Source organism: Marisediminitalea lipolytica (assembly GCF_001758465.1).
GTDB lineage: Bacteria > Pseudomonadota > Gammaproteobacteria > Enterobacterales > Alteromonadaceae > Alteromonas > Alteromonas lipolytica.
The window spans coordinates 116,908-136,351 of record NZ_MJIC01000004.1 but is presented as its reverse complement, the minus strand read 5'-3'; the positions used below and the strand labels follow the sequence as shown (position 1 = coordinate 136,351).

Sequence of the window (19,444 nt, the reverse complement as noted above, 5' to 3'; positions counted from 1 at the left end):
ACAAACTATTAAACAAATAGCAAATGCACACTGGAATATTTTGCAACATTTATGCACTTGAGCCCGGTTTTCCCTTGAAAGAGAATAAAGTGTCCCTATTACAAAAGGTTGATAAAACGATGAAGGTGAAGTCGACCTGAGACTTCCTATCAATTTGTGGGAACCTTTTATTGCGTAAAAAAGTCATAACGACGCTGCGCAGGTTCTAAGTACCGGATATCGCGCGATTTTTACTCAATAATTTGCACTTTCAATAACTCATAAAGGTAAGATTTTCTTATGGCAGCTGAGCAGTTCAGACAGTTACACGCATACCTCGACTCACAGATCATTGGCCAGTCGCAACTTACGCTGAATATGTTAATTGCTTTGCTTGCAGATGGTCACCTGTTGGTAGAAGGCCCGCCAGGATTGGCTAAAACACGGGCAATCAACGCGCTGGCTAAAGGTATTGATGGCGATTTTCACCGTGTTCAGTTTACGCCGGACCTATTGCCAGCCGACCTGACCGGTACCGATATTTATCGCCCTGAAACCGGCGAGTTTGTGTTTCAAAAAGGCCCGCTTTTCCATAATCTGGTATTGGCCGACGAAATCAACCGGGCGCCAGCCAAAGTGCAGTCTGCCCTGTTGGAAGCGATGGCGGAACACCAGATCACCGTGGGTAACAAAACCTACAAGCTGCCAGAACTGTTTTTGGTTATGGCCACGCAAAACCCGCTCGAGCAGGAAGGCACCTACCCTTTACCTGAAGCGCAGCTGGACCGTTTTTTAATGCATCTGGAAATCGATTATCCGGATGCCGATACCGAATTACAGATCCTTCAGCTCACCCGTAACGAAGAGCTGAGCGCGCCTAAGACGGTACCGCCCAGTCTGAGTCAGGCTGATATTTTTGCCGCCCGAAAGGAGGCGCTGGCCCTGCATATGGCCCCGGCGCTGGAAACCTATTTAGTACAACTGATTATGGCAACCCGTCGTCCGGGTCAATTTGCGCCGGAGCTGGCAGACTGGATTGATTTTGGCGCCAGTCCGCGCGCGACTATCGCGCTGGATCGTTGTGCCCGTGCCCATGCCTGGCTGGCGGGTCGCGACTTTGTCGGACCAGATGATATTCAGGCGGTATTCCATAACGCGCTACGTCATCGCATCATTTTGTCTTATCAGGCAGAAGCTGAGGGTATTAACGCCAATCAGGTGCTGGATAAAATTATCAATCTGGTGGCCGTGCCTTAATTTATGACGACGCAATCACTCTTAGCTCGATTGCAGTCAGACGGCATTCATCTGGGTGTTAAAGAACTACTGCAATACCGACAGTTTGCTAACCTGCTGGATTTAACGCCCAGGCGCACGCCTCAGGCTCGTCTGGCCGGAAGTTACTTAACCAAACACAAAGGTCGCGGCATGGAATTTGACGAAGCCAGGCATTATCAGCCCGGTGACGATATTCGTGCCATTGACTGGCGGGTAACCGCGCGTACCGGTAAAACCCACACCAAAGTGTATCGCGAAGAGCGCGAGCGTCCGGTGTTCATTTTATGTGATCTGAGTCGGTCAATGCAGTTTGGCACCCAACTGTTACTCAAGTCGGTGCAGGCTGCCCATTTAACCGCACTGATCAGTTGGGCCGCAGCACAACGTGGCGATAAAGTTGGCGCCCTGGTTTATTCTGATGCACTGCACGCCGAATGTAAGCCGCTAAGCAGAAAGCGCGCTGTACTGTCGATTTGTCATGAGCTGATGCGCTGTCAGAATGATACACAGCAACACAATACGCCCCCGGAAGCTCAGGTAAATATGGAGTCCGCGCTGGCCCGCTTACGCCGTCTGGCCAAACCCGGCAGTCTGGTTTATATCATTAGCGACTTTTTACAGCTGGATGAACGGGCGCTGCAGCATTTGCAACATATCAGCCGCCACTGCGAAGTCAGTGCGCTGGCAGTGACCGATCCCCTGGAGCGTGAACTGCCCGTGACCAGCCGGTTACAGCAGGTTAATGTTACCAATGGAACGCAGCAACAAACCTGGTTACTGGGCGATCGCCGCCTTGCCAGTCACTATTCGTCCAGTCAGCAAGCACGTTGGCAAGCCGTTGAATCTCATCTGAATAAATGCAAAACCGCACTGAGCTTTATTGATGCGGGCTTACCTTTATTTGACCAGTTTGAACGCTTACGGAGGTTGTCGCAGTGGACCCGTTAGCCCAGCTAAAAGATATTCAAACGCCTCAGGGCGTCGATTGGTGGCCCCTCGCCTGGGGATGGTGGGCACTGGCTCTGGTGGCTATTGTGCTGATTGGTTTTATCGTGTTCAGCATTGTCAGCTCAGTGCGCTTTAACCGCCCCCGGCGTCAGGCTGTTAAGCTGCACAAATCACTGGTTATCGATGCACACTACCCGGCCCAGGCCAACCAACTGATAAAGCGGGTAACACTGCATTACTTTAGCCCGGATAAATCCGCATCGGCTTACGGCGACAGCTGGCAGCGGCTGTTACAGAGTTGCCTGAAACCTAATCAACATGCCAAAGTGGCAGCGGGTTTAACCCTACTTACTCAACACAGCTATCAGCCCACGCCACTGTCAGCCCCAGAGCTTCAACAAATTCACGATGCCGTGAGTTACTGGTTGCAGCACGCGCGGTTAAAACAGGTTCCGCAGACAGCTCCTCGCGGGGAGGTCACCGACCATGTTTGAATTTGCCTGGTGGTGGATGCTGTGCATTTTACCCTTACCCTGGATTATCCGTTTATTTAGCCGCCGGTCGCAGCATGCGGAAGTGGCTCTTCGCGTGCCGAGTTTAGTCAAAGATTTACCGGATACCACATCACCTAAAGCCTCTAATTTAGGGCTGCACCTGCTTGCAGCGCTGGTGTGGATTTGTCTGGTAGTTGCTGCAGCACGTCCTCAATGGCTTGGTGAGCCTGTCAGTATTCCCAGCGAAGGTCGGGAAATGATGCTGGCGGTGGATTTATCTGGCAGTATGAAAATCGAGGATATGCTGGTAAACAGCCGTCAGGTTAACCGTCTGACCATGATTAAATCGGTTTTGCATGATTTCATTAAACGCCGCGTTGGCGACAGGCTTGGTCTGATCCTTTTTGCTGACACCGCCTATCTGCAGGCGCCGCTGACCTACGATAGGGAAACCGTAGCAACCTTGCTGGACGAGTCCGTTATCGGCCTGGTAGGCGAACAAACCGCTATTGGCGATGCCATTGGCCTGGCGGTAAAACGCTTTGAATTAAAAACCGATTCTAACCGGGTGTTGATTTTATTAACCGACGGCCAGAACACCGCAGGCAACATCTCGCCACAACAAGCAAAAGAACTGGCGGTAGATGCCGGCGTGACCGTTTACACCATTGGGGTCGGCGCTGATGTTATGACCGTTAACAGCTTTTTTGGCAGCCGGCAGGTTAACCCGTCACAGGAGCTGGATGAAACCATGCTGACCGACATCGCAAAAGCTACCGGAGGCCAGTACTTCCGCGCTCGTGATGCTGCCGAGCTGGAGCAAATCTATGCCATGTTAGACCAACTACAGCCCATTGCCGGTGACGAGCGCAAGATGCGCCCTTTAACCGCGCTGTACTACTACCCTTTAGCGCTGGCCCTTGTAGTAAGCCTGTTACCAGTAATCGGCTTAGTATTGAATCTGCTTTGGCGCCGCATTTCTGTTAGAAGGATCTCAGCCGAATGACGTTACTTCCCGCTGATTTTCATTTTTTACGCCCGGAATGGTTTTACGCGCTGATTCCCCTGCTGCTCGCAGTCTGGCTGGTAAAACGCTGGCGGTCTAAGGCCACGGGTTGGCAAGGCGTAATAGCCAGCCACCTGTACCAACATCTGATTACCGGTAAACAACAGTCGGTATCCTCGGCATTTGTGCCGTTGCTGGCACTGAGCTGGCTACTCGGCGTTATCGCTCTCGCTGGACCCACCTGGGAGCGCATTCCGCAGCCGGTATACCAGGTTAAAACCGGCCACGTGCTGGTTATTGATATGTCCATGTCCATGCGTGCCACTGACATTGCCCCTGACCGACTCTCCCGGGCTAAGTATAAAGCCATGGATTTGGTGAATCTGATTGATGAAGGCGACATGGGGTTAGTGGCCTATGCGGGTGATGCCTTTGTTATTAGTCCGTTAACCGAAGATGCCAATACTTTAAATGCGCTATTGCCAGGGCTGAGCCCGGAAATTATGCCGGTGTCGGGGAGTGATCCGATTCAGGGCCTGAAAACAGCCGAAAGCCTATTGACTAATGCCGGATTTCAAAACGGCGTGTTGTACTGGATCACCGACGGCGTGGAAATTTCGCAAATGAAAGAGTTAAGTGATTTTCTCTCCGAAACACCGTTTAAGGTAAACATTCTGGGCGTGGGCACCGAAGATGGCGCCCCCATTAAACAGCTTAATGGCGAGCTGCTCAAACGTAATAATGGTTCGATTGTGATCCCCAGATTAAACCCCGGCGCGCTGCGACAACTTAGTCGACAAGGTGGCGGTACCTTTGCTCAGATTACGCCAACCGATGCTGATATTCGCCAGTTATCTACCATGGGCCGCTTTGATAACCGCGAAACTGAAGACAGCGACAACAATAATCAGGGCGACGAATGGCGCGAAGCGGGTCCTTATCTGCTTTTGCTGTTATTGCCGCTGGCTGCCTTTGCGTTTAAACGCGGACTCATTTTTGCGCTGTTGCTAAGTGTTACCATGACACTGCCCACACCACCAGCCAGCGCACAGCAGTCCGCGCCGTCAGCTTCGGGCAACGAAGCCTCAACACCGGAGCCTACTTTGCCCTGGTGGAAAAAGCCCTTTTTAAATGCTGATCAGCAGGGTCTGGCCGCGTATGAGGCAGAACAGTTTGATGCTGCCACCCAGTCGTTTGCTGATTTACAGTGGAAAGGCGCAGCCCAGTATCGCAGTGGCGATTATGCGGCTGCCGCAGAGACCTTTGCGCAGCTTGATAGCGCAGACGGTTATTATAATCAGGGCAACGCGCTGGCCAAGGCGGGTGAATTAGATGCTGCTATAGATGCCTACGAAAAAGCCCTCGAAAAACGTCCCTCCTTTGCGGAAGCGAAAGAGAATAAGGCGTTGATAGAGCAGCTTAAGGAACAACAGGAACAACAGCAGCAAAATCAGCAGAACCAACAGGATCAAAACCAGCAGGATCAGGGTCAACAGGACCAACAGCAGTCTGAAAACCAGGATGGTCAGTCGGGTGATAACCAACAAAACGCTGATCAGCAAGATGGCCAGCAAAACTCAGAGCAAAATAATGAGCAATCGGGTCAGCAGCAAAATGAGCAGAACGATCCACAACAAGGCGAACAGGAAAGCGACGAACAGCAAGCTGATGCGCAGGAGCCATCCGAGCAGGAACAACAGCAAGAGCAGTCAGCGCAGGCACAACCCACAGAGCAGGCAGAAAGCGAACGCGACAAAGAGACACAGCAGCGTTTGAACAACTTACTGCGCCGGGTGCCCGACGACCCCGCTTTTTTATTAAAACGCAAAATGCAACTGGAAGCCCAGAAGCGGCAGTATCGCCGCCCACCAGATTCAAACCGGAGTGATTGGTAATGCTAAGACAACGCCATTGGTTAATATGGTTATTCTTTTTGACTTTTTGTGCCCGGGCTGAGGTTACCAGCCTCTCTGCCACGGTAGATAAAAATCCGGTGATGCTGGACGAAGCCATTACACTAACGGTAACCGCAGAAGGTGACGCCAATCGCGATGCATTTGACAGCTCAGTCCTGTTAGGTGACTTTGTAGTCGGCCGTACCTCAGTAGGCTCACAAACCTCGGTGATTAATTTTACTACCCGACGCACAACGACCTGGACTACCACCCTGTTTCCTCGCAAGGTAGGCACCTTCACAATCCCGGCGTTTAGCATCGAAGGAAAAAACAGTGCGCCAATCGATGTGAAAATCATCCCGGTTCAACAGGGATCCGATGCACCGGCACGGGATTATTATGTCACCACCGAAGTCAATAACGACAGTGTTTATCTGCAACAGCAACTGCGCTATACCGTTAAGCTTTACCTGTCATCGCAGATTGAACGTGGCAGCTTGCAGTCACCTGAATTAGCCAATGCGCAAATCCAGCAATTAGGCGATGATAAACAGTATACCGAACTGGTGAATGGTCGCCGGTATCAGGTAGTAGAGCGCAACTTTGCGGTATTGCCCCAGCAGTCCGGCAGTTTTACCATTCGCGGTCCGGTATTTTCAGGTGAAGTTATCGCGCCTAACACCAACCAGCGTTTTGGCTTTTTTAATCGTACCCAAACGATTAACCGGGTCGGACCGGATGTTGATATTGAAGTAAAACCTATCCCCGCCAGCATAGACTATCACTGGTTACCCAGTGATTTTGTGCAGCTTGATGAAGAATGGCAAAGTGACACCTTTACCGTAGGTGAGCCGGTAACACGCACATTAACCCTTACTGCGGTAGGCGTTGTTGAGGAGCAACTGCCAGAAATTGAGCAGATCTACCCGCCCGACTTTAAGCTCTATCCGGACCAGGCGAATAGCGCCAGTGCAGAACGCGACAACCGTTTAATTGTGCAGCGTACCGAATCTGTCGCGATGATCCCAACCAAACCGGGCAGCTATATTATTCCGGAAGTGCGGGTCCCCTGGTTTAACGTGGCAACCGGCAAGACAGAATTTGCCACGCTACCCAGCCGAACGGTTGAGGTTATACCGGCAGCCGGGCAATCGGTTCCGGCACAGCCAGCCATCTCAAACACCGTCAACCAGCCACCACAGGCCGCCCCAGTCGGGCCGGACACAGCAGTTGCGGAAAGTACGGTACAAGCAGCAAAGGAGACTTCTGGCTTTGATATCTGGCATCTGATTTTGCTGATGCTATGGTTAATTTCTCTGCTTGGCTGGGCATTGACACTGCGTAAGGCCAAATATCAAACCGCTAGACCTGTAACGGCACCGGCGGCATCCTTAACGGCACCGGTTACCAATGACAAGCAATTACAACAGGTGGTAAAGCAAGGCAATATCAGTCATATTCAGGCCGCGCTTAATCAATGGCTGGCCCAGTTTACCGCCGCCCGACGCTGGCAAATTGAGCAAACCATTAAGCCAGAGGTCGATGCTATGATGGCGTCAGCCTATGCCTCACAACAGGGTAACTGGGAGCCCGGCGCTTTGCTCGCCAAGCTCAAATCTGTTCATCAACAAGCCAAAAGATCAGACGGGTCGCTTAGCCCGCTTTACCCCAATACATAATAAAAAGCACTAACGAGGAATTCATGCAAATCACTAAAAACCTGGCCAGACTGACTTTTCTGGCCAGCACCCTGTCGGCAGTTTTAGCCTGCTCGGGCCCGCAACCCACAGCCCAGTCAGACCTCACGGCGAGGACTCAGAGTGAAGCCAACGAAGCAATGCCCAGTGAGTCAGCAAAACTCGCGGCGTTTTTTGAGCGTACCTTCGAAGAAGATTTAAAGCGTTCGCCTTTGTTTCAAACCTATCTCGGCATTAAATGGGATTACGATAAATGGGATGACATTAGCGAGGAGCGCATTGAGCAAAACATCGAAATCGAAAAAAACCGTCTGAATGAGGCCGACCGCTTCGATACCAGCAAACTCAGCGAGCAGGAACAGCTGAGTCTGAAATTATTTAAGTTGGGCATTCAGCGCAATTTAAACAACGATAACTTCCGTCATCACAGCTATATCGTGCATCAGTTTAGGGCTGCACATACCCAGGTGCCTAGTTTTCTTATTAACATGCATCGGGTAACAGATAAAAGTGATGCGCAGGCTTATATCAGCAGACTATCTGCGGTTAACACTTATTTTGATCAAGTGATAGCGCAAATGAAATACCGCGAGGCCATAGGTGTTTTTCCACCCAAATGGGCTTACGACCAAATGATTGAAGCAGCGCAAAATGTAATTAGCGGTGCGCCTTTTGACGTTTCTGAAAATACTTCCACCCTGTGGCAGGATTTTAACCAGAAAGTGGATGCACTGGCCCTGCAGGACAATGAAGTCGCGATGTTAAAAGCCGAAGCCAAGGCTGCCTTACTAACGTCGGTGAAACCCGCTTACGAAAACCTTATTGCCGCGTTTAAACATCAGCAGGCGCTTAGCCCTGACGGTGATGGGGTTTGGCGTTTACCTGAGGGTGATAAATGGTATAAAAATCGCCTTGAATGGTTTACCACTACCGACCTTACTGCCGAACAGGTTCATCAGATTGGTCTGGATAATGTCGCCCGTATCCACCAGGCCATGCGCGATATCATGCAGCAGGTAGGTTTTGCGGGTGACCTGCCGGCATTCTTTGAATTTATGCGTACCGCGCCGCAGTTTTATTATCCCAATACAGATGAAGGCCGGGATGAATATCTGACCAAAGCAACCGACATCATCGACACCATGCGCGAGGCGCTGCCTGATTACTTTGGCCTGATGCCAAAGGCGCCCATCGAGGTAAAACGGGTCGAGGCGTTCCGCGAGAAGTCTGCGGGTAAGGCCTTTTACAACAGCCCGGCGCAGGATGGCTCGCGGCCGGGCCGCTACTACGCCAATTTGTATGATATGAATGCCATGCCTACCTATCAGATGGAAGCCCTGGCCTATCATGAAGGTATTCCCGGCCACCACATGCAGCGCGCTATTGCCACCGAACTGGATGGCATTCCGCAGTTTCAGAAGTTTTTAAGTTTTACCGCTTACACTGAGGGCTGGGGCCTGTACAGTGAAGAACTTGCCAAGGATATGGGCTTTTATCAGGACCCCTACTCTGATTTTGGCCGCTTAGCAATGGAACTTTGGCGCGCTTGTCGACTGGTGGTAGATACCGGCATCCATACCAAGCGCTGGAGCCGTGAGCAGGCAATTCAGTATCTGCTGGAAAATACCCCCAACCCGAAATACGACGCGGTAAAAGCAATAGAGCGTTACATTGCCATGCCCGGTCAGGCCACGGCCTATATGATAGGCAAACTGAAAATTATGGCGCTGCGGGCCCATGCACAAGCCGAGCTGGGTGATAAATTCAGTTATGCCGGATTTCATGACGAAGTGCTTAAAGATGGCCCGGTACCGCTGGATATCCTCAGCGAAAAAGTGGATCGCTGGATTGCCACGCAACAGTAATTCAGGCGTCGCCTGACATTACAAACTGGATAGATAGGTAAATAAAGGAGCGTTTTGGCTCCTTTATTTTATTTAAAAAAAATTATTCTTTTTTGAAATTAATCCAATTAATGTCAGGTCTGGTTAATCATGAAAGAAAAAACACTCCGCTACGAAGCTTTAGTACGTGCACTTCACGGTGATATTTACCGCTATGCGTACTGGCTCACAAACGACAAGAGCACTGCCGAAGATATCGTGCAGGAGACATTCCTGCGTGCCTGGCGGGCACTGGACAGCTTACAGGATGAGAAAGCCGCTAAGTCATGGCTTATCACTATTTTGAGACGGGAGAACGCCCGCCGCTTTGAGCGTAAACAATTCGATTTAGTTGATTTCGACGAGGTCTCTGTTTCTGGCAATGAAGATCAGGACAGTGATGCGGAAGTCCGTCAGGTCAGACGGGCGATTGGTAAACTGGCACCGGATTATCGGGAACCATTGATGCTGCAAATTATTTTCGGATTTAGCGGAGATGAAATAGCAGCGCAACTGGAACTCAATAAAAACACCGTGATGACACGACTGTTCCGGGCCAGAGCCCAATTAAAAGAGGTACTGACATCATCGTCGCAACAGAGAGGTTTTCAAAGTGGATGAATTAGAATTTCGCCGCCGAATTTATACCAACCCTGCAGACAGCGATCAGGATTTGGTTGACGCTGCCGCCCAGAACCCGGATAACGAGGCATTCTGGCAGGAAATGAAACAGTTGGATGACAAGCTAAAAATGGCCGCCGACATTCCGGTGCCTGATGATTTGGCCAACAAACTCATTTTAAGACAAACCTTACGCGAGTTTAATCAACAAAAACGCCGAAACCGGTGGTACATTGGCCTGGCAGCGAGCGTTGCTTTTACCTTTGGCATAGGCCTGACCGCCTGGCAACAACAGCATGTACAGCTGGATGAAGCCGCGTTGGCGCATATGTATTATGCCGAGACGGAGCAGCCTCATGGCACTGCAGAAATCACCCCGCAACTGGTGAATGCTAAACTGGCGCAATTTGGTGCCGAACTGGATCCGTCCATTGGTCATATTGCTTCGGTTAATTATTGCCTGCTTGATGCCATTCGCAGCCTGCACCTGATTATCGAAACACCAGAAGGCCGAATGTCGGTATTTCTGGTACCTGAACATGATAAACCAATGAATAATGATTTTGCCGATAGGAGCTACCATGGCAGCAGTTACGCTCTGCATAAAACCAACATTCTGGTAGTGGGAGATAAAGGTACAAATATTCCGGCGTTTAAATCCGAACTTAAACAACACCTTAAATTCTCTGCTTAGTTTGCACAATGGCATCGGGCAATGTTGAGCCCGATGCTGTCATCCCAACGCAATGTTACAGCTCTAGTCCCCGCCCCATTCAACATCCAACTGGGTTAATTGCTCTTTAGTGACAAGTGAAAACTTTAAAAACTGTGCCAACGCTCAGTTTTCGCAATATCTCACTCTGACATAGTAACTCAACACTGAATTTTTATTTTACAGGCCAGATTGCCTGATGCGTTCCACACTGAAAATGAAAGAGCAACCAACATGACAGAGCTAATGAAAACAGGCACACAAATACTCTGGCTTTTAATCAGCGTGATTAGTGGGGTGCTGGTAATCGTTTCTGTAGAGCATTTTCTCGAATTCCAGGAACCGGTATTCAGATTACTCAAATATTGCTTTGCAGGAGCAATAACAGCGCGGGTTTATCTCAGTCTTAAGCAACTGGAAAAACGGTTTGACGCATAACTTCTAAAAATTAAGGGGTCAATAGTCCATTGGATTCCCTTTCTTCCATCTAACAGCAATACGCCTTTCCAAAGTTTTTTCATGTAAGCGCTGTTAAGTTGTTGGTGGGCATCATTTTGATTGCCTTGTTTTGCCCTCGCCTTACCTCTTGGTATGCATCCTGTTATAGTGGTTGTTCATGAGATGCTTGTTGAACGGCAATGGTTACCTGCCAGTCATCTGAAAAGCACACTATTTAAACAAACAATAATGAGAAGGGAACGCTAATGGCAGTTGGCACAATGATATCCTTAGGTGTCTATTTTCTGGTGATGCTGGGAATAGGCTGGTACAGCTTTAAAGAGTCTGATACCAGTGTTGAGGGCTACATGCTTGGCGGGCGTAAACTTGGCCCTGCGGTTACCGCATTATCGGCTGGCGCTTCGGATATGAGCGGCTGGATGCTGATGGGCTTACCCGGTGCAATGTACGTAGCAGGCATTTCTGCCATGTGGATTGCCGTTGGCTTAACCATTGGCGCCTTTGCCAATTATATTCTGGTAGCGCCGCGTTTGCGGGTGTATACCGAAATAGCCAACAACGCTATCACCCTGCCCGATTACTTTGAAAACCGTTTTGCCGATAATTCGCGGATGCTGCGGGTGATTGCATCGGTGGTCATTGTTATTTTCTTTACGCTTTATACGTCTTCCGGCGTCGTGGCTGGCGGCAAGTTATTCGAGTCGTCATTTAATTTGAGTTACGAATTAGGTCTGTATGTCACCGCTGGTGTAGTGGTGGCTTATACTCTGATAGGTGGCTTTATGGCTGTGAGCATGACCGACTTTGTGCAGGGCTGCATCATGTTTATCTCGCTTATTCTGGTACCCGTGGTGGTAATAATGAATCTGGGGGGGATAGCCGAGGCCAATGCCATTATCACCGATATTAACCCGAATTTGTTCGCCTTATTCACCGACGCATCAACCAACACCGCGTTGTCTGCGGTTGGGATCGTTTCGCTGCTGGCATGGGGATTAGGCTATTTTGGTCAGCCCCATATTATTGTCCGTTTTATGGCAATCCGCTCAGTTAAAGCCGTGCCCGTAGCCCGTCGTATTGGTATGAGCTGGATGATTTTATCCATTACCGGCGCCTTATTTACCGGCCTTTACGGCATGGCCTATGTCAGTCAGCAGGATGGCGTTAATATCGACCCTGAAACGATTTTTATCTATTTGTCGCAACTGTTGTTCCATCCACTCATTGGTGGTTTCCTGTTAGCAGCCATCCTGGCCGCTATTATGAGCACCATTTCATCGCAGTTACTGGTGACTTCCAGTTCACTGACCAGTGATTTTTATCAGGTATTTCTGCGTAAGGATGCCTCAGAAAAAGAACTGGTCATTGCTGGTCGGGTCTCGGTAATTGTAGTGGCCGCAGTTGCTATCGCATTAGCTTACGACCGGGACAGCACAATATTGTCTCTGGTGAGTAACGCCTGGGCTGGTTTTGGTGCCGCTTTTGGGCCATTAGTGCTGTTTAGTCTGTTTGACCGCCATATGACCCGAGCCGCCGCTTTTGCCGGTATGATTACGGGTGCTGCTACAGTACTGCTTTGGATCTATTTACCGGTAACTATTGGCGGGCAGTCACTAAGTAGCTGGATGTATGAAATTGTGCCCGGGTTTATTTTATCGAGTGTCGCCATTGTTGTGGTATCCAGGCTGACCCAACCCAGAGACAGTGTAAAAGCGACTTTTGAGAAATTCGAAGAAGCGTTACATCATCAGCGCAACGTTATCTGAATACACACATCGGAGCAGCGACGCCGGGCTTTAACTGCCCGGGCGTTGTTGCGATGCCTGCGACAACCTGCTGGTTATTCCCTGCGCTGACAATACGTCTTTACCGCGAAAAAACCAAACAAATCAAGCCTCGCCTAGTCATTCGTTGAGCAACAGTTTTGCCCGCCCAATGACGTTGAAAAAACCTTTTGTGACACCCAAATTACAGTGGAATAAAAAGGTAATTTCAAATAGCAAAATAACATAGCACTTTTTTTTCTAAATATGTTAGGGTTCTATGTATATAATCATTTCGTATATAACCACAACTTCGGACTCGATAAATGACTGATAGTATCCCGTCAACCACCCACTTGAAACAACTCGAAGCCGAGAGTATCCATATCTTTCGTGAAGTCGCCGCAGAATTTGAAAATCCGGTGATGCTTTATTCCGTAGGCAAGGACTCTTCGGTGTTACTTCATTTGGCGCGTAAGGCGTTTGCCCCTGGCAAAATCCCATTCCCGCTGCTTCACGTTGATACCACGTGGAAGTTTAAAGAAATGATAGAGTTTCGTGACCAGCAAGCCAAAAAACATGGCTTTGACTTGCTGGTACACATTAACCAGGAAGGCGTGGACATGGGCATGGGCCCTTTCTCACACGGTAGTGCCAAGCACACCGATGTGATGAAAACCGCTGCACTGAAGCAGGCATTAAACAAATATAAGTTTGATGCCGCCTTTGGTGGCGCTCGTCGTGACGAAGAAAAATCACGTGCTAAAGAGCGTGTTTACTCATTCCGTGACAGCAACCACCGCTGGGATCCAAAAAACCAGCGTCCGGAATTATGGAATATCTACAACTCGCAAATCAACAGAGGCGAGAGTATTCGTGTATTCCCAATGTCTAACTGGACTGAGCTGGATATCTGGCAATACATCTACAAAGAAAACATCGACATTCCTCAATTGTACCTGGCCAAGCCGCGTCCGGTTGTGAAGCGTGATGGCGTGCTGATCATGGTAGACGACGACCGTATGCCGCTGGAAGAAGGCGAAGTACCAGAAATGAAATCAGTACGATTCCGTACCCTGGGTTGCTACCCGTTAACCGGTGCGGTTGAGTCAACGGCGGCGACCCTGCCAGAAGTTATCCAGGAAATGCTGCTGACCAAAACGTCAGAGCGTCAGGGCCGTGTTATCGACCATGACAGCGCCGGCTCCATGGAGAAGAAGAAAATGGAAGGTTACTTCTAATGGCAACGAATATCGTTTGGCATCAACACGAAATCAACAAGGATACGCGCGCCGAAAGCCTCGGCCAGAAGCCGCGTGTTCTATGGTTAACAGGCCTGAGTGGCTCAGGTAAGTCTACGCTGGCCAACCTGCTGGAAAAAAAGCTGCACGAAAAAGGTAAACATACTTACCTGCTGGATGGCGACAACGTACGTCACGGCTTATGCGGCGATCTGGGCTTCAGCGACAAAGACCGGGTAGAAAATATCCGTCGTATCAGCGAAGTGGCCAAGTTATTTGTCGATTCCGGCATGATGGTTTTAACCGCTTTTATCTCGCCGTTTCAGGCGGACCGCGACTTTTGCCGCAACCTGCTGGCTACCGGCGAGTTTATCGAAGTGTTCGTTGATACCCCGCTGGCGGTGTGTGAACAGCGCGATCCAAAAGGCTTGTACAAAAAAGCCCGCAGCGGTGAGATCAAACACTTTACCGGTATCGATTCGGCCTATGAAGCGCCTGAGTCACCAGAAGTACGCTTGCAGTATCAGGATGAGCCAGCGGAACAAACTGCTGAGCGTCTGTACAACCTGTTAGAAGAGAAAGGATTACTATAATGGCGATTACGGATCCACTGGCACTTCAGGTGCTGGCCATCGCAAAAGAAGCTGGTGATAAGATCATGGAAATTTATGACCGTGACTTTGCCATCTACGAAAAACAAGACACCAGTCCGCTGACAGAAGCTGACTTGGCGGCGCACAAGTGCATCGTAGCCGGTCTTGAGGCTATCTCACCGCTCCCTATTTTGTCTGAAGAATCGGCTGATATTAGCTGGGATAAGCGCAAAACCTGGGATAAATACTGGTTGGTCGACCCGCTCGACGGCACCAAAGAATTTATCAAAAAGAACGGTGAATTTACCGTTAACATCGCACTGATTGATGGCGGCAAGCCAATTATGGGTGTGGTGTATGCCCCTGCACTGAAAAAATCATATGTGGGTGTGGTTGGTCAGGGTGCCTGGACCGAAACCGCTGAAGGCGTTAACCCAATTAGCGCTAAACCGCATCAGCCAGGTGAGTTATGGAAGGTTGTGGGCAGCCGTTCACACCAAAGCCCTGAAATCCAAAACCTGCTGGCGCAGCTTGAAGGCGAAACCGAACTGGTTGCCATGGGCAGCTCACTAAAACTATGTCTGGTTGCCGAAGGTGAAGCACACCTTTATCCGCGCCTGGGCCCAACGTCTGAGTGGGATACCGGTGCTGCACATGCGGTTGCCCTGGCTGCCGGTGCCGATGTCACCGTGCTGGACGCTGCTGACCCATTAAATTCTGACGCCGAGGCTCTGACTTATAATCAGAAAGAGTCTGTGTTGAACCCTTATTTCCTCGTGAGTGCCTGAGCATGAATAACGAAAACGAATTATTAAAAGAAGACATTCTGTCTTACCTAGAACAACACGAACAAAAAGACCTGCTGCGCTTTTTAACCTGTGGTAGCGTAGATGATGGTAAATCAACCCTGATTGGTCGTTTGCTACACGACTCAAAAATGATTTTTGAAGATCAGTTAGCAGCTATCACTCAGGACAGTAAAAAAGTCGGTACCACCGGTGACCGTGTTGACCTGGCATTGCTGGTAGATGGTCTGCAATCTGAGCGTGAGCAAGGTATCACTATCGACGTGGCTTACCGTTATTTCTCAACCGACAAGCGTAAGTTCATCATCGCGGATACTCCCGGACACGAGCAGTACACCCGTAACATGGTTACCGGTGCTTCTACCTGTGATCTGGCAATCCTGATGGTTGACGCCCGTGCCGGGGTGAAAACCCAGACCCGTCGTCACTCTTTCTTAGCCTCACTGCTGGGTATCAAACACGTTATCGTAGCTGTGAACAAAATGGATCTGATGGATTACTCTGAACAGGTTTATAAAGATATCCAGACTGATTTCCTGGAATTCTCTAAAAAGCTGAATATTCCTGATATCCAGTTTGTGCCTATTTCAGCGCTGGAAGGCGATAACGTGGTTAACTTAAGTGAACACACGCCTTGGTATACCGGCGGTACGCTGATGACCATGCTGGAAAACATCGAAATCAACAAAGATGCTAACACCGAAGATTTCCGCTTCCCGGTGCAGTACGTTAACCGCCCTAACCTCGATTTCCGCGGTTTTGCCGGAACCGTGGTATCAGGTCAAGTTAAACCGGGCGATGCCATCACTGCCTTACCATCAGGAAAGACCTCAAAAGTTAAATCTATCGTTACCTTTGACGGTGATTTAGACGTAGCTTATCCGCCGCTGGCCGTTACTCTGACCCTGGAAGATGAAATTGATATCTCTCGCGGTGACATGATTGTTAAGTCTGACAATCTGCCACTGCTAAGTTCTCAGTACAAATCACACCTGGTGTGGATGGCTGACGAACCAATGATGCCAAACAAACAGTACCTGTTTAAGTTTGCCAGCCAGATGACCTCTGGTTCGGTGGCTGAAATCGACCACCTGATTGACGTTAACACCATGGAGCACACTCAGGGCGTGCACATGAACTTAAACGAAATCGCCGTGGTTGATCTTAAGTTTACCCAGCCGGTACCTTGTGACAACTATCAAAAGAACCGTGCCACTGGTGCGTTTATCGTAATTGACCGACTGACCAACGGTACCGTTGGTGCTGGTATGATCATTGACGAAATCGCCAAAGACCAACAGCACAAAACGCAGGAATTCTCAGCGTTTGAACTGGAGTTTAACGAGTTGGTTCGCAAGCACTTCCCACACTGGAATGCGCTCGATATTAGTAAGCTCTAGGAGCGGGTTCTCACAAGATGGAACTTAACCAGCTACTGGTACTGGTGTTTTTCTTCGGTACCATCGGGGCGCTGATTTTTTCAAATCAGCGCCCTTCTACTGTGTTTGCCTTAGCGGTACTGGGTCTGTTAACGACCCAGCAAATCACTTTTGAGCAAATTCTGGATAACCTGACCAATAAAGGCCTTATCACTTTGATACTGCTGTTACTGGTTAGTAGTGCCATTGATAAAACCGCCTTTATTAAGCGTCTTGGTCGCAAACTGGTTACCGCCAGTTTTACCAAATCTTACTGGCGTTTGTTTGGCCTCACTTTTTTCTCTTCCGCGCTGTTAAATAACACCGCTATTGTTGCCAGCCTGATTGGGCCGGTGAAACAAAACCAGTACCATCCGGCCTCACGGCTGCTGATCCCGCTTTCTTACGCGGCGATTTTAGGCGGCACAGTAACCCTGATAGGTACCTCAACGAATTTAATTGTTGATAGTTTTCTGCAAGAGCATGGTCACCCTGGTTTTGGCTTTTTAGACTTTACCTTGTTTGGACTGGTTGCCGGCTTAAGCTGCGGATTACTGATGTTTCTGATGTCGCCATTACTGCCGGATATCGCTAATAAACAGCGGGATTTCCGCGAATATATCGTCGAAGCAGAAGTCAGTAATGACTCAGAACTGGTGGGTAAAACCGTTGAGCAGAATCACCTGCGTAACTTACCGGAGCTTTTTTTGGTTGAGGTGGTGCGACAGGGAAAACTTATCACGCCGGTCAGCCCGGACCTGATGATCCAGGCAAATGATAAACTGATTTTCTCTGGCAACGTGAAAAATCTGGATACACTCAGTCATATCAAAGGGCTGAAAACCTTTGCCGAATCAGACGGAATTCTGCGGGAAAACCTCACCGAAGTGATTGTTTCCAACCGCGCACAGATCATCGGCCAGACCATAAAAGCTCTGGGTTTTAGAGCCTTGTTTGATGCTGCGGTAGTAGCAATCAGACGCGACGGCGAGCAACTCTCCGGTAAACTGGGTGAAATTAAACTGCAAGCCGGTGATTTTCTGTTACTGGCAGCGGGACCGGATTTTCATAGTCGCCACAATATTGCTAAAAACTTCTTTATTCTGTCTGAGCAACGTATTGCCAGACCGCTGTCAACGCCACAGGAGTGGATAACCGTAGGCGGCTTTCTTATTACCGTGTTACTGGCGGCCACCGACATTCTGCCACTGGGTATTGGTTTACTGTTTTTTGCTGCCGTACTGTTAGGCGCAAAAGTGACTACAAATGGCGAGATAAAGCGCAACCTGCCACTTAACTTAATTGTGGTGATAGTGGGAGCATTGTCTTTGGCAACGGGTTTAGAGCAATCCGGTGTTATCGCCCTAAGCACGGAACTACTGCTGCCTTATCTGGCTGATACTAACTGGCTGGTAGCATTAATCGTGGTGTATTTGCTTACTTTGTTACTGACTGAATTTGTCACCAACAACGCCGCTGCTGCGTTAATGTTTCCTTTTGCCTATGGCCTGGTGGAGATTATCGGCGCGCCATTGTTACCCTTTGCTTTAGCCGTGGCCTTTGCAGCCAGCGCGAGTTTTATCTCGCCTTATGGTTACCAAACCAACCTGCTGGTATTTAACGCCGCTAATTACAGGTTCAGCCATTTTATTCGCTTTGGATTACCTATCTCAATCGTGTATTCATCTATTGTGATAGCGCTGTTGAACTGGGTTTATTTTTAACCAGGCGTTGCAAAAACAAACAGGCATTAACAGCGCTGCTGATTACTGGCAGCGCTCATTATCACCCCGTAGCCACTGCACCCCATCCAGATAGAGCTTGTCCTGTAATTGCAGCTGAATAACACTTTGCGCGCCATTAGCATAATTTAGCCGAAGTGTACCGGGCTGATTTGTACTGCCTGACGCTTCCCACTGACCGCTATTGCTATCATCCATGGCACCACTAAATCCATCCATACTAAAGCCACCGGCATTAAAACTACTGGCAAAGCTACCATCGCTACATAACCACAGCTCTTGTTTTTCGCGGTAGCCCGAGCCTGTGTAATAGCGAGCAATATAACGGCCTCGCATGTAGTCCTGCCAACTGGTGGCATTGGGATCCGCTTCTGGTTGTACAGGTGTAAATAACCTGAGTCCGCTAGTGAGCTGCACCACCACATGCTGCTGGTCCTGGCCTATCTCTGATGCCATTAAAATAGTGGCCAGACTCAGGCCTTCCCTCACTTCTTTCGCCGCTATAAAAGCGCCAAGCGGAACTACGGAGCCCACAACCTGATAGTGGTTTTCATAATAGTCAGATTTTGTCGCAGGTAAGCTTTGTGGCGCCAGATAGATGTTCTCATCAAGGGGAATATTTTCAGCCATCATCGAGGCAATCTGTGCAGAAGAAAACTGGTCAAATATCATCATGATGGATGCGTTGCCCTGTTGATTGTCCAGCACAAAAGCGCCAGTACCAGATGGCCAGCCGCCACGCCAGCCTGCCGGGATAGTAAACCCAACTCCCAGACTGCTGACTTCTACTTCTGTCCCGGGCGGATAAATTTCATCCGGCTGAACCTCCACGGCCAGCGCCTCAGAAATGCATATCAGAAACAACAAAAACAGCTTTTTGCACATACCAGTTCCCTGTCTCGATTATGG

17 protein-coding genes are annotated in these 19,444 nt (G+C 49.4%); 16 read left to right on the top strand and 1 reads right to left on the bottom strand.

The window, feature by feature from the left end; genetic code table 11:
• The first annotated feature begins 279 nt into the window (after nt 1–279).
• The 16 genes from BFC17_RS02270 (at nt 280) to BFC17_RS02195 (ending at nt 18,517) form a co-directional block, all read left to right on the top strand.
• Nucleotides 280–1,236, top strand: a complete 957-nt coding sequence (locus tag BFC17_RS02270) for an AAA family ATPase (protein WP_070174839.1) — start codon at nt 280–282, stop codon at nt 1,234–1,236.
• A gap of 3 nt (nt 1,237–1,239) precedes the next feature.
• Complete coding sequence (locus BFC17_RS02265; protein WP_070174838.1) at nt 1,240–2,205, top strand: DUF58 domain-containing protein; 966 nt, start codon at nt 1,240–1,242, stop codon at nt 2,203–2,205.
• Complete coding sequence (locus tag BFC17_RS02260; RefSeq protein ID WP_070174837.1) at nt 2,193–2,699, top strand: DUF4381 domain-containing protein; 507 nt, start codon at nt 2,193–2,195, stop codon at nt 2,697–2,699. Before BFC17_RS02265 ends, BFC17_RS02260 begins: the two co-directional genes overlap by 13 nt.
• Complete coding sequence (locus BFC17_RS02255) at nt 2,692–3,705, top strand: vWA domain-containing protein (RefSeq protein WP_070174836.1); 1,014 nt, start codon at nt 2,692–2,694, stop codon at nt 3,703–3,705. The genes BFC17_RS02260 and BFC17_RS02255 overlap by 8 nt, the downstream gene beginning before the upstream one ends.
• Nucleotides 3,702–5,600, top strand: coding sequence for a vWA domain-containing protein (locus tag BFC17_RS02250; protein WP_070174835.1), 1,899 nt, complete (start codon nt 3,702–3,704; stop codon nt 5,598–5,600). The genes BFC17_RS02255 and BFC17_RS02250 overlap by 4 nt, the downstream gene beginning before the upstream one ends.
• Nucleotides 5,600–7,279, top strand: coding sequence for a BatD family protein (locus BFC17_RS02245; protein WP_070174834.1), 1,680 nt, complete (start codon nt 5,600–5,602; stop codon nt 7,277–7,279). The genes BFC17_RS02250 and BFC17_RS02245 overlap by 1 nt, the downstream gene beginning before the upstream one ends.
• Nucleotides 7,280–7,302: 23 nt before the next feature.
• A complete protein-coding gene (locus BFC17_RS02240) occupies nt 7,303–9,162 on the top strand; it encodes a DUF885 domain-containing protein (RefSeq protein WP_070174833.1) in 1,860 nt (619 codons plus the stop codon).
• A 129-nt stretch (nt 9,163–9,291) separates the two neighbouring features.
• On the top strand, nt 9,292–9,801 hold the full coding sequence (locus tag BFC17_RS02235) for a sigma-70 family RNA polymerase sigma factor (protein ID WP_070174832.1): 510 nt from the start codon (nt 9,292–9,294) through the stop codon (nt 9,799–9,801).
• A complete protein-coding gene (locus tag BFC17_RS02230) occupies nt 9,794–10,495 on the top strand; it encodes a DUF3379 family protein (protein ID WP_070174831.1) in 702 nt (233 codons plus the stop codon). Before BFC17_RS02235 ends, BFC17_RS02230 begins: the two co-directional genes overlap by 8 nt.
• A 252-nt stretch (nt 10,496–10,747) precedes the next feature.
• Nucleotides 10,748–10,951, top strand: coding sequence for a hypothetical protein (locus BFC17_RS02225; protein WP_070174830.1), 204 nt, complete (start codon nt 10,748–10,750; stop codon nt 10,949–10,951).
• A gap of 266 nt (nt 10,952–11,217) precedes the next feature.
• Entirely contained in the window at nt 11,218–12,738 is a 1,521-nt protein-coding gene (putP, locus tag BFC17_RS02220; RefSeq protein ID WP_070174829.1) for a sodium/proline symporter PutP, read from the top strand.
• A 323-nt stretch (nt 12,739–13,061) separates the two neighbouring features.
• Nucleotides 13,062–13,976 (top strand): sulfate adenylyltransferase subunit CysD, encoded by a 915-nt coding sequence (cysD, locus tag BFC17_RS02215; RefSeq protein WP_070174828.1) that lies wholly within the window; start codon nt 13,062–13,064, stop codon nt 13,974–13,976.
• On the top strand, nt 13,976–14,569 hold the full coding sequence (gene cysC / locus BFC17_RS02210; protein WP_070174827.1) for an adenylyl-sulfate kinase: 594 nt from the start codon (nt 13,976–13,978) through the stop codon (nt 14,567–14,569). The genes cysD and cysC overlap by 1 nt, the downstream gene beginning before the upstream one ends.
• Nucleotides 14,569–15,357 (top strand): 3'(2'),5'-bisphosphate nucleotidase CysQ, encoded by a 789-nt coding sequence (cysQ, locus tag BFC17_RS02205; RefSeq protein ID WP_070174826.1) that lies wholly within the window; start codon nt 14,569–14,571, stop codon nt 15,355–15,357. The genes cysC and cysQ overlap by 1 nt, the downstream gene beginning before the upstream one ends.
• Nucleotides 15,358–15,359: 2 nt before the next feature.
• Nucleotides 15,360–16,775 (top strand): sulfate adenylyltransferase subunit CysN, encoded by a 1,416-nt coding sequence (cysN, locus tag BFC17_RS02200; RefSeq protein WP_070174825.1) that lies wholly within the window; start codon nt 15,360–15,362, stop codon nt 16,773–16,775.
• A gap of 17 nt (nt 16,776–16,792) precedes the next feature.
• Nucleotides 16,793–18,517, top strand: a complete 1,725-nt coding sequence (locus BFC17_RS02195; RefSeq protein ID WP_070174824.1) for an SLC13 family permease — start codon at nt 16,793–16,795, stop codon at nt 18,515–18,517.
• Nucleotides 18,518–18,559: 42 nt separating this feature from the next.
• Here the strand turns inward: BFC17_RS02195 and BFC17_RS02190 are convergent, their stop codons facing one another.
• The gene (locus tag BFC17_RS02190) at nt 18,560–19,420 is read right to left on the bottom strand and encodes a hypothetical protein (RefSeq protein ID WP_070174823.1); all 861 of its coding nucleotides are present in this window, start codon (nt 19,418–19,420) and stop codon (nt 18,560–18,562) included.
• Nucleotides 19,421–19,444 lie beyond the last annotated feature (24 nt).

Coding starts and splice junctions, on each gene's coding strand:
- cysQ (WP_070174826.1), top strand. CDS start 14,569: ATGGCGATTACGGATCCACTGGCACTTCAGGTGCTGGCCATCGCAAAA.
- BFC17_RS02255 (WP_070174836.1), top strand. CDS start 2,692: ATGTTTGAATTTGCCTGGTGGTGGATGCTGTGCATTTTACCCTTACCC.
- putP (WP_070174829.1), top strand. CDS start 11,218: ATGGCAGTTGGCACAATGATATCCTTAGGTGTCTATTTTCTGGTGATG.
- BFC17_RS02240 (WP_070174833.1), top strand. CDS start 7,303: ATGCAAATCACTAAAAACCTGGCCAGACTGACTTTTCTGGCCAGCACC.
- BFC17_RS02195 (WP_070174824.1), top strand. CDS start 16,793: ATGGAACTTAACCAGCTACTGGTACTGGTGTTTTTCTTCGGTACCATC.
- cysN (WP_070174825.1), top strand. CDS start 15,360: ATGAATAACGAAAACGAATTATTAAAAGAAGACATTCTGTCTTACCTA.
- BFC17_RS02245 (WP_070174834.1), top strand. CDS start 5,600: ATGCTAAGACAACGCCATTGGTTAATATGGTTATTCTTTTTGACTTTT.
- BFC17_RS02235 (WP_070174832.1), top strand. CDS start 9,292: ATGAAAGAAAAAACACTCCGCTACGAAGCTTTAGTACGTGCACTTCAC.
- BFC17_RS02250 (WP_070174835.1), top strand. CDS start 3,702: ATGACGTTACTTCCCGCTGATTTTCATTTTTTACGCCCGGAATGGTTT.
- BFC17_RS02225 (WP_070174830.1), top strand. CDS start 10,748: ATGACAGAGCTAATGAAAACAGGCACACAAATACTCTGGCTTTTAATC.
- cysD (WP_070174828.1), top strand. CDS start 13,062: ATGACTGATAGTATCCCGTCAACCACCCACTTGAAACAACTCGAAGCC.
- BFC17_RS02265 (WP_070174838.1), top strand. CDS start 1,240: ATGACGACGCAATCACTCTTAGCTCGATTGCAGTCAGACGGCATTCAT.
- BFC17_RS02270 (WP_070174839.1), top strand. CDS start 280: ATGGCAGCTGAGCAGTTCAGACAGTTACACGCATACCTCGACTCACAG.
- BFC17_RS02190 (WP_070174823.1), bottom strand. CDS start 19,420: ATGTGCAAAAAGCTGTTTTTGTTGTTTCTGATATGCATTTCTGAGGCG.
- cysC (WP_070174827.1), top strand. CDS start 13,976: ATGGCAACGAATATCGTTTGGCATCAACACGAAATCAACAAGGATACG.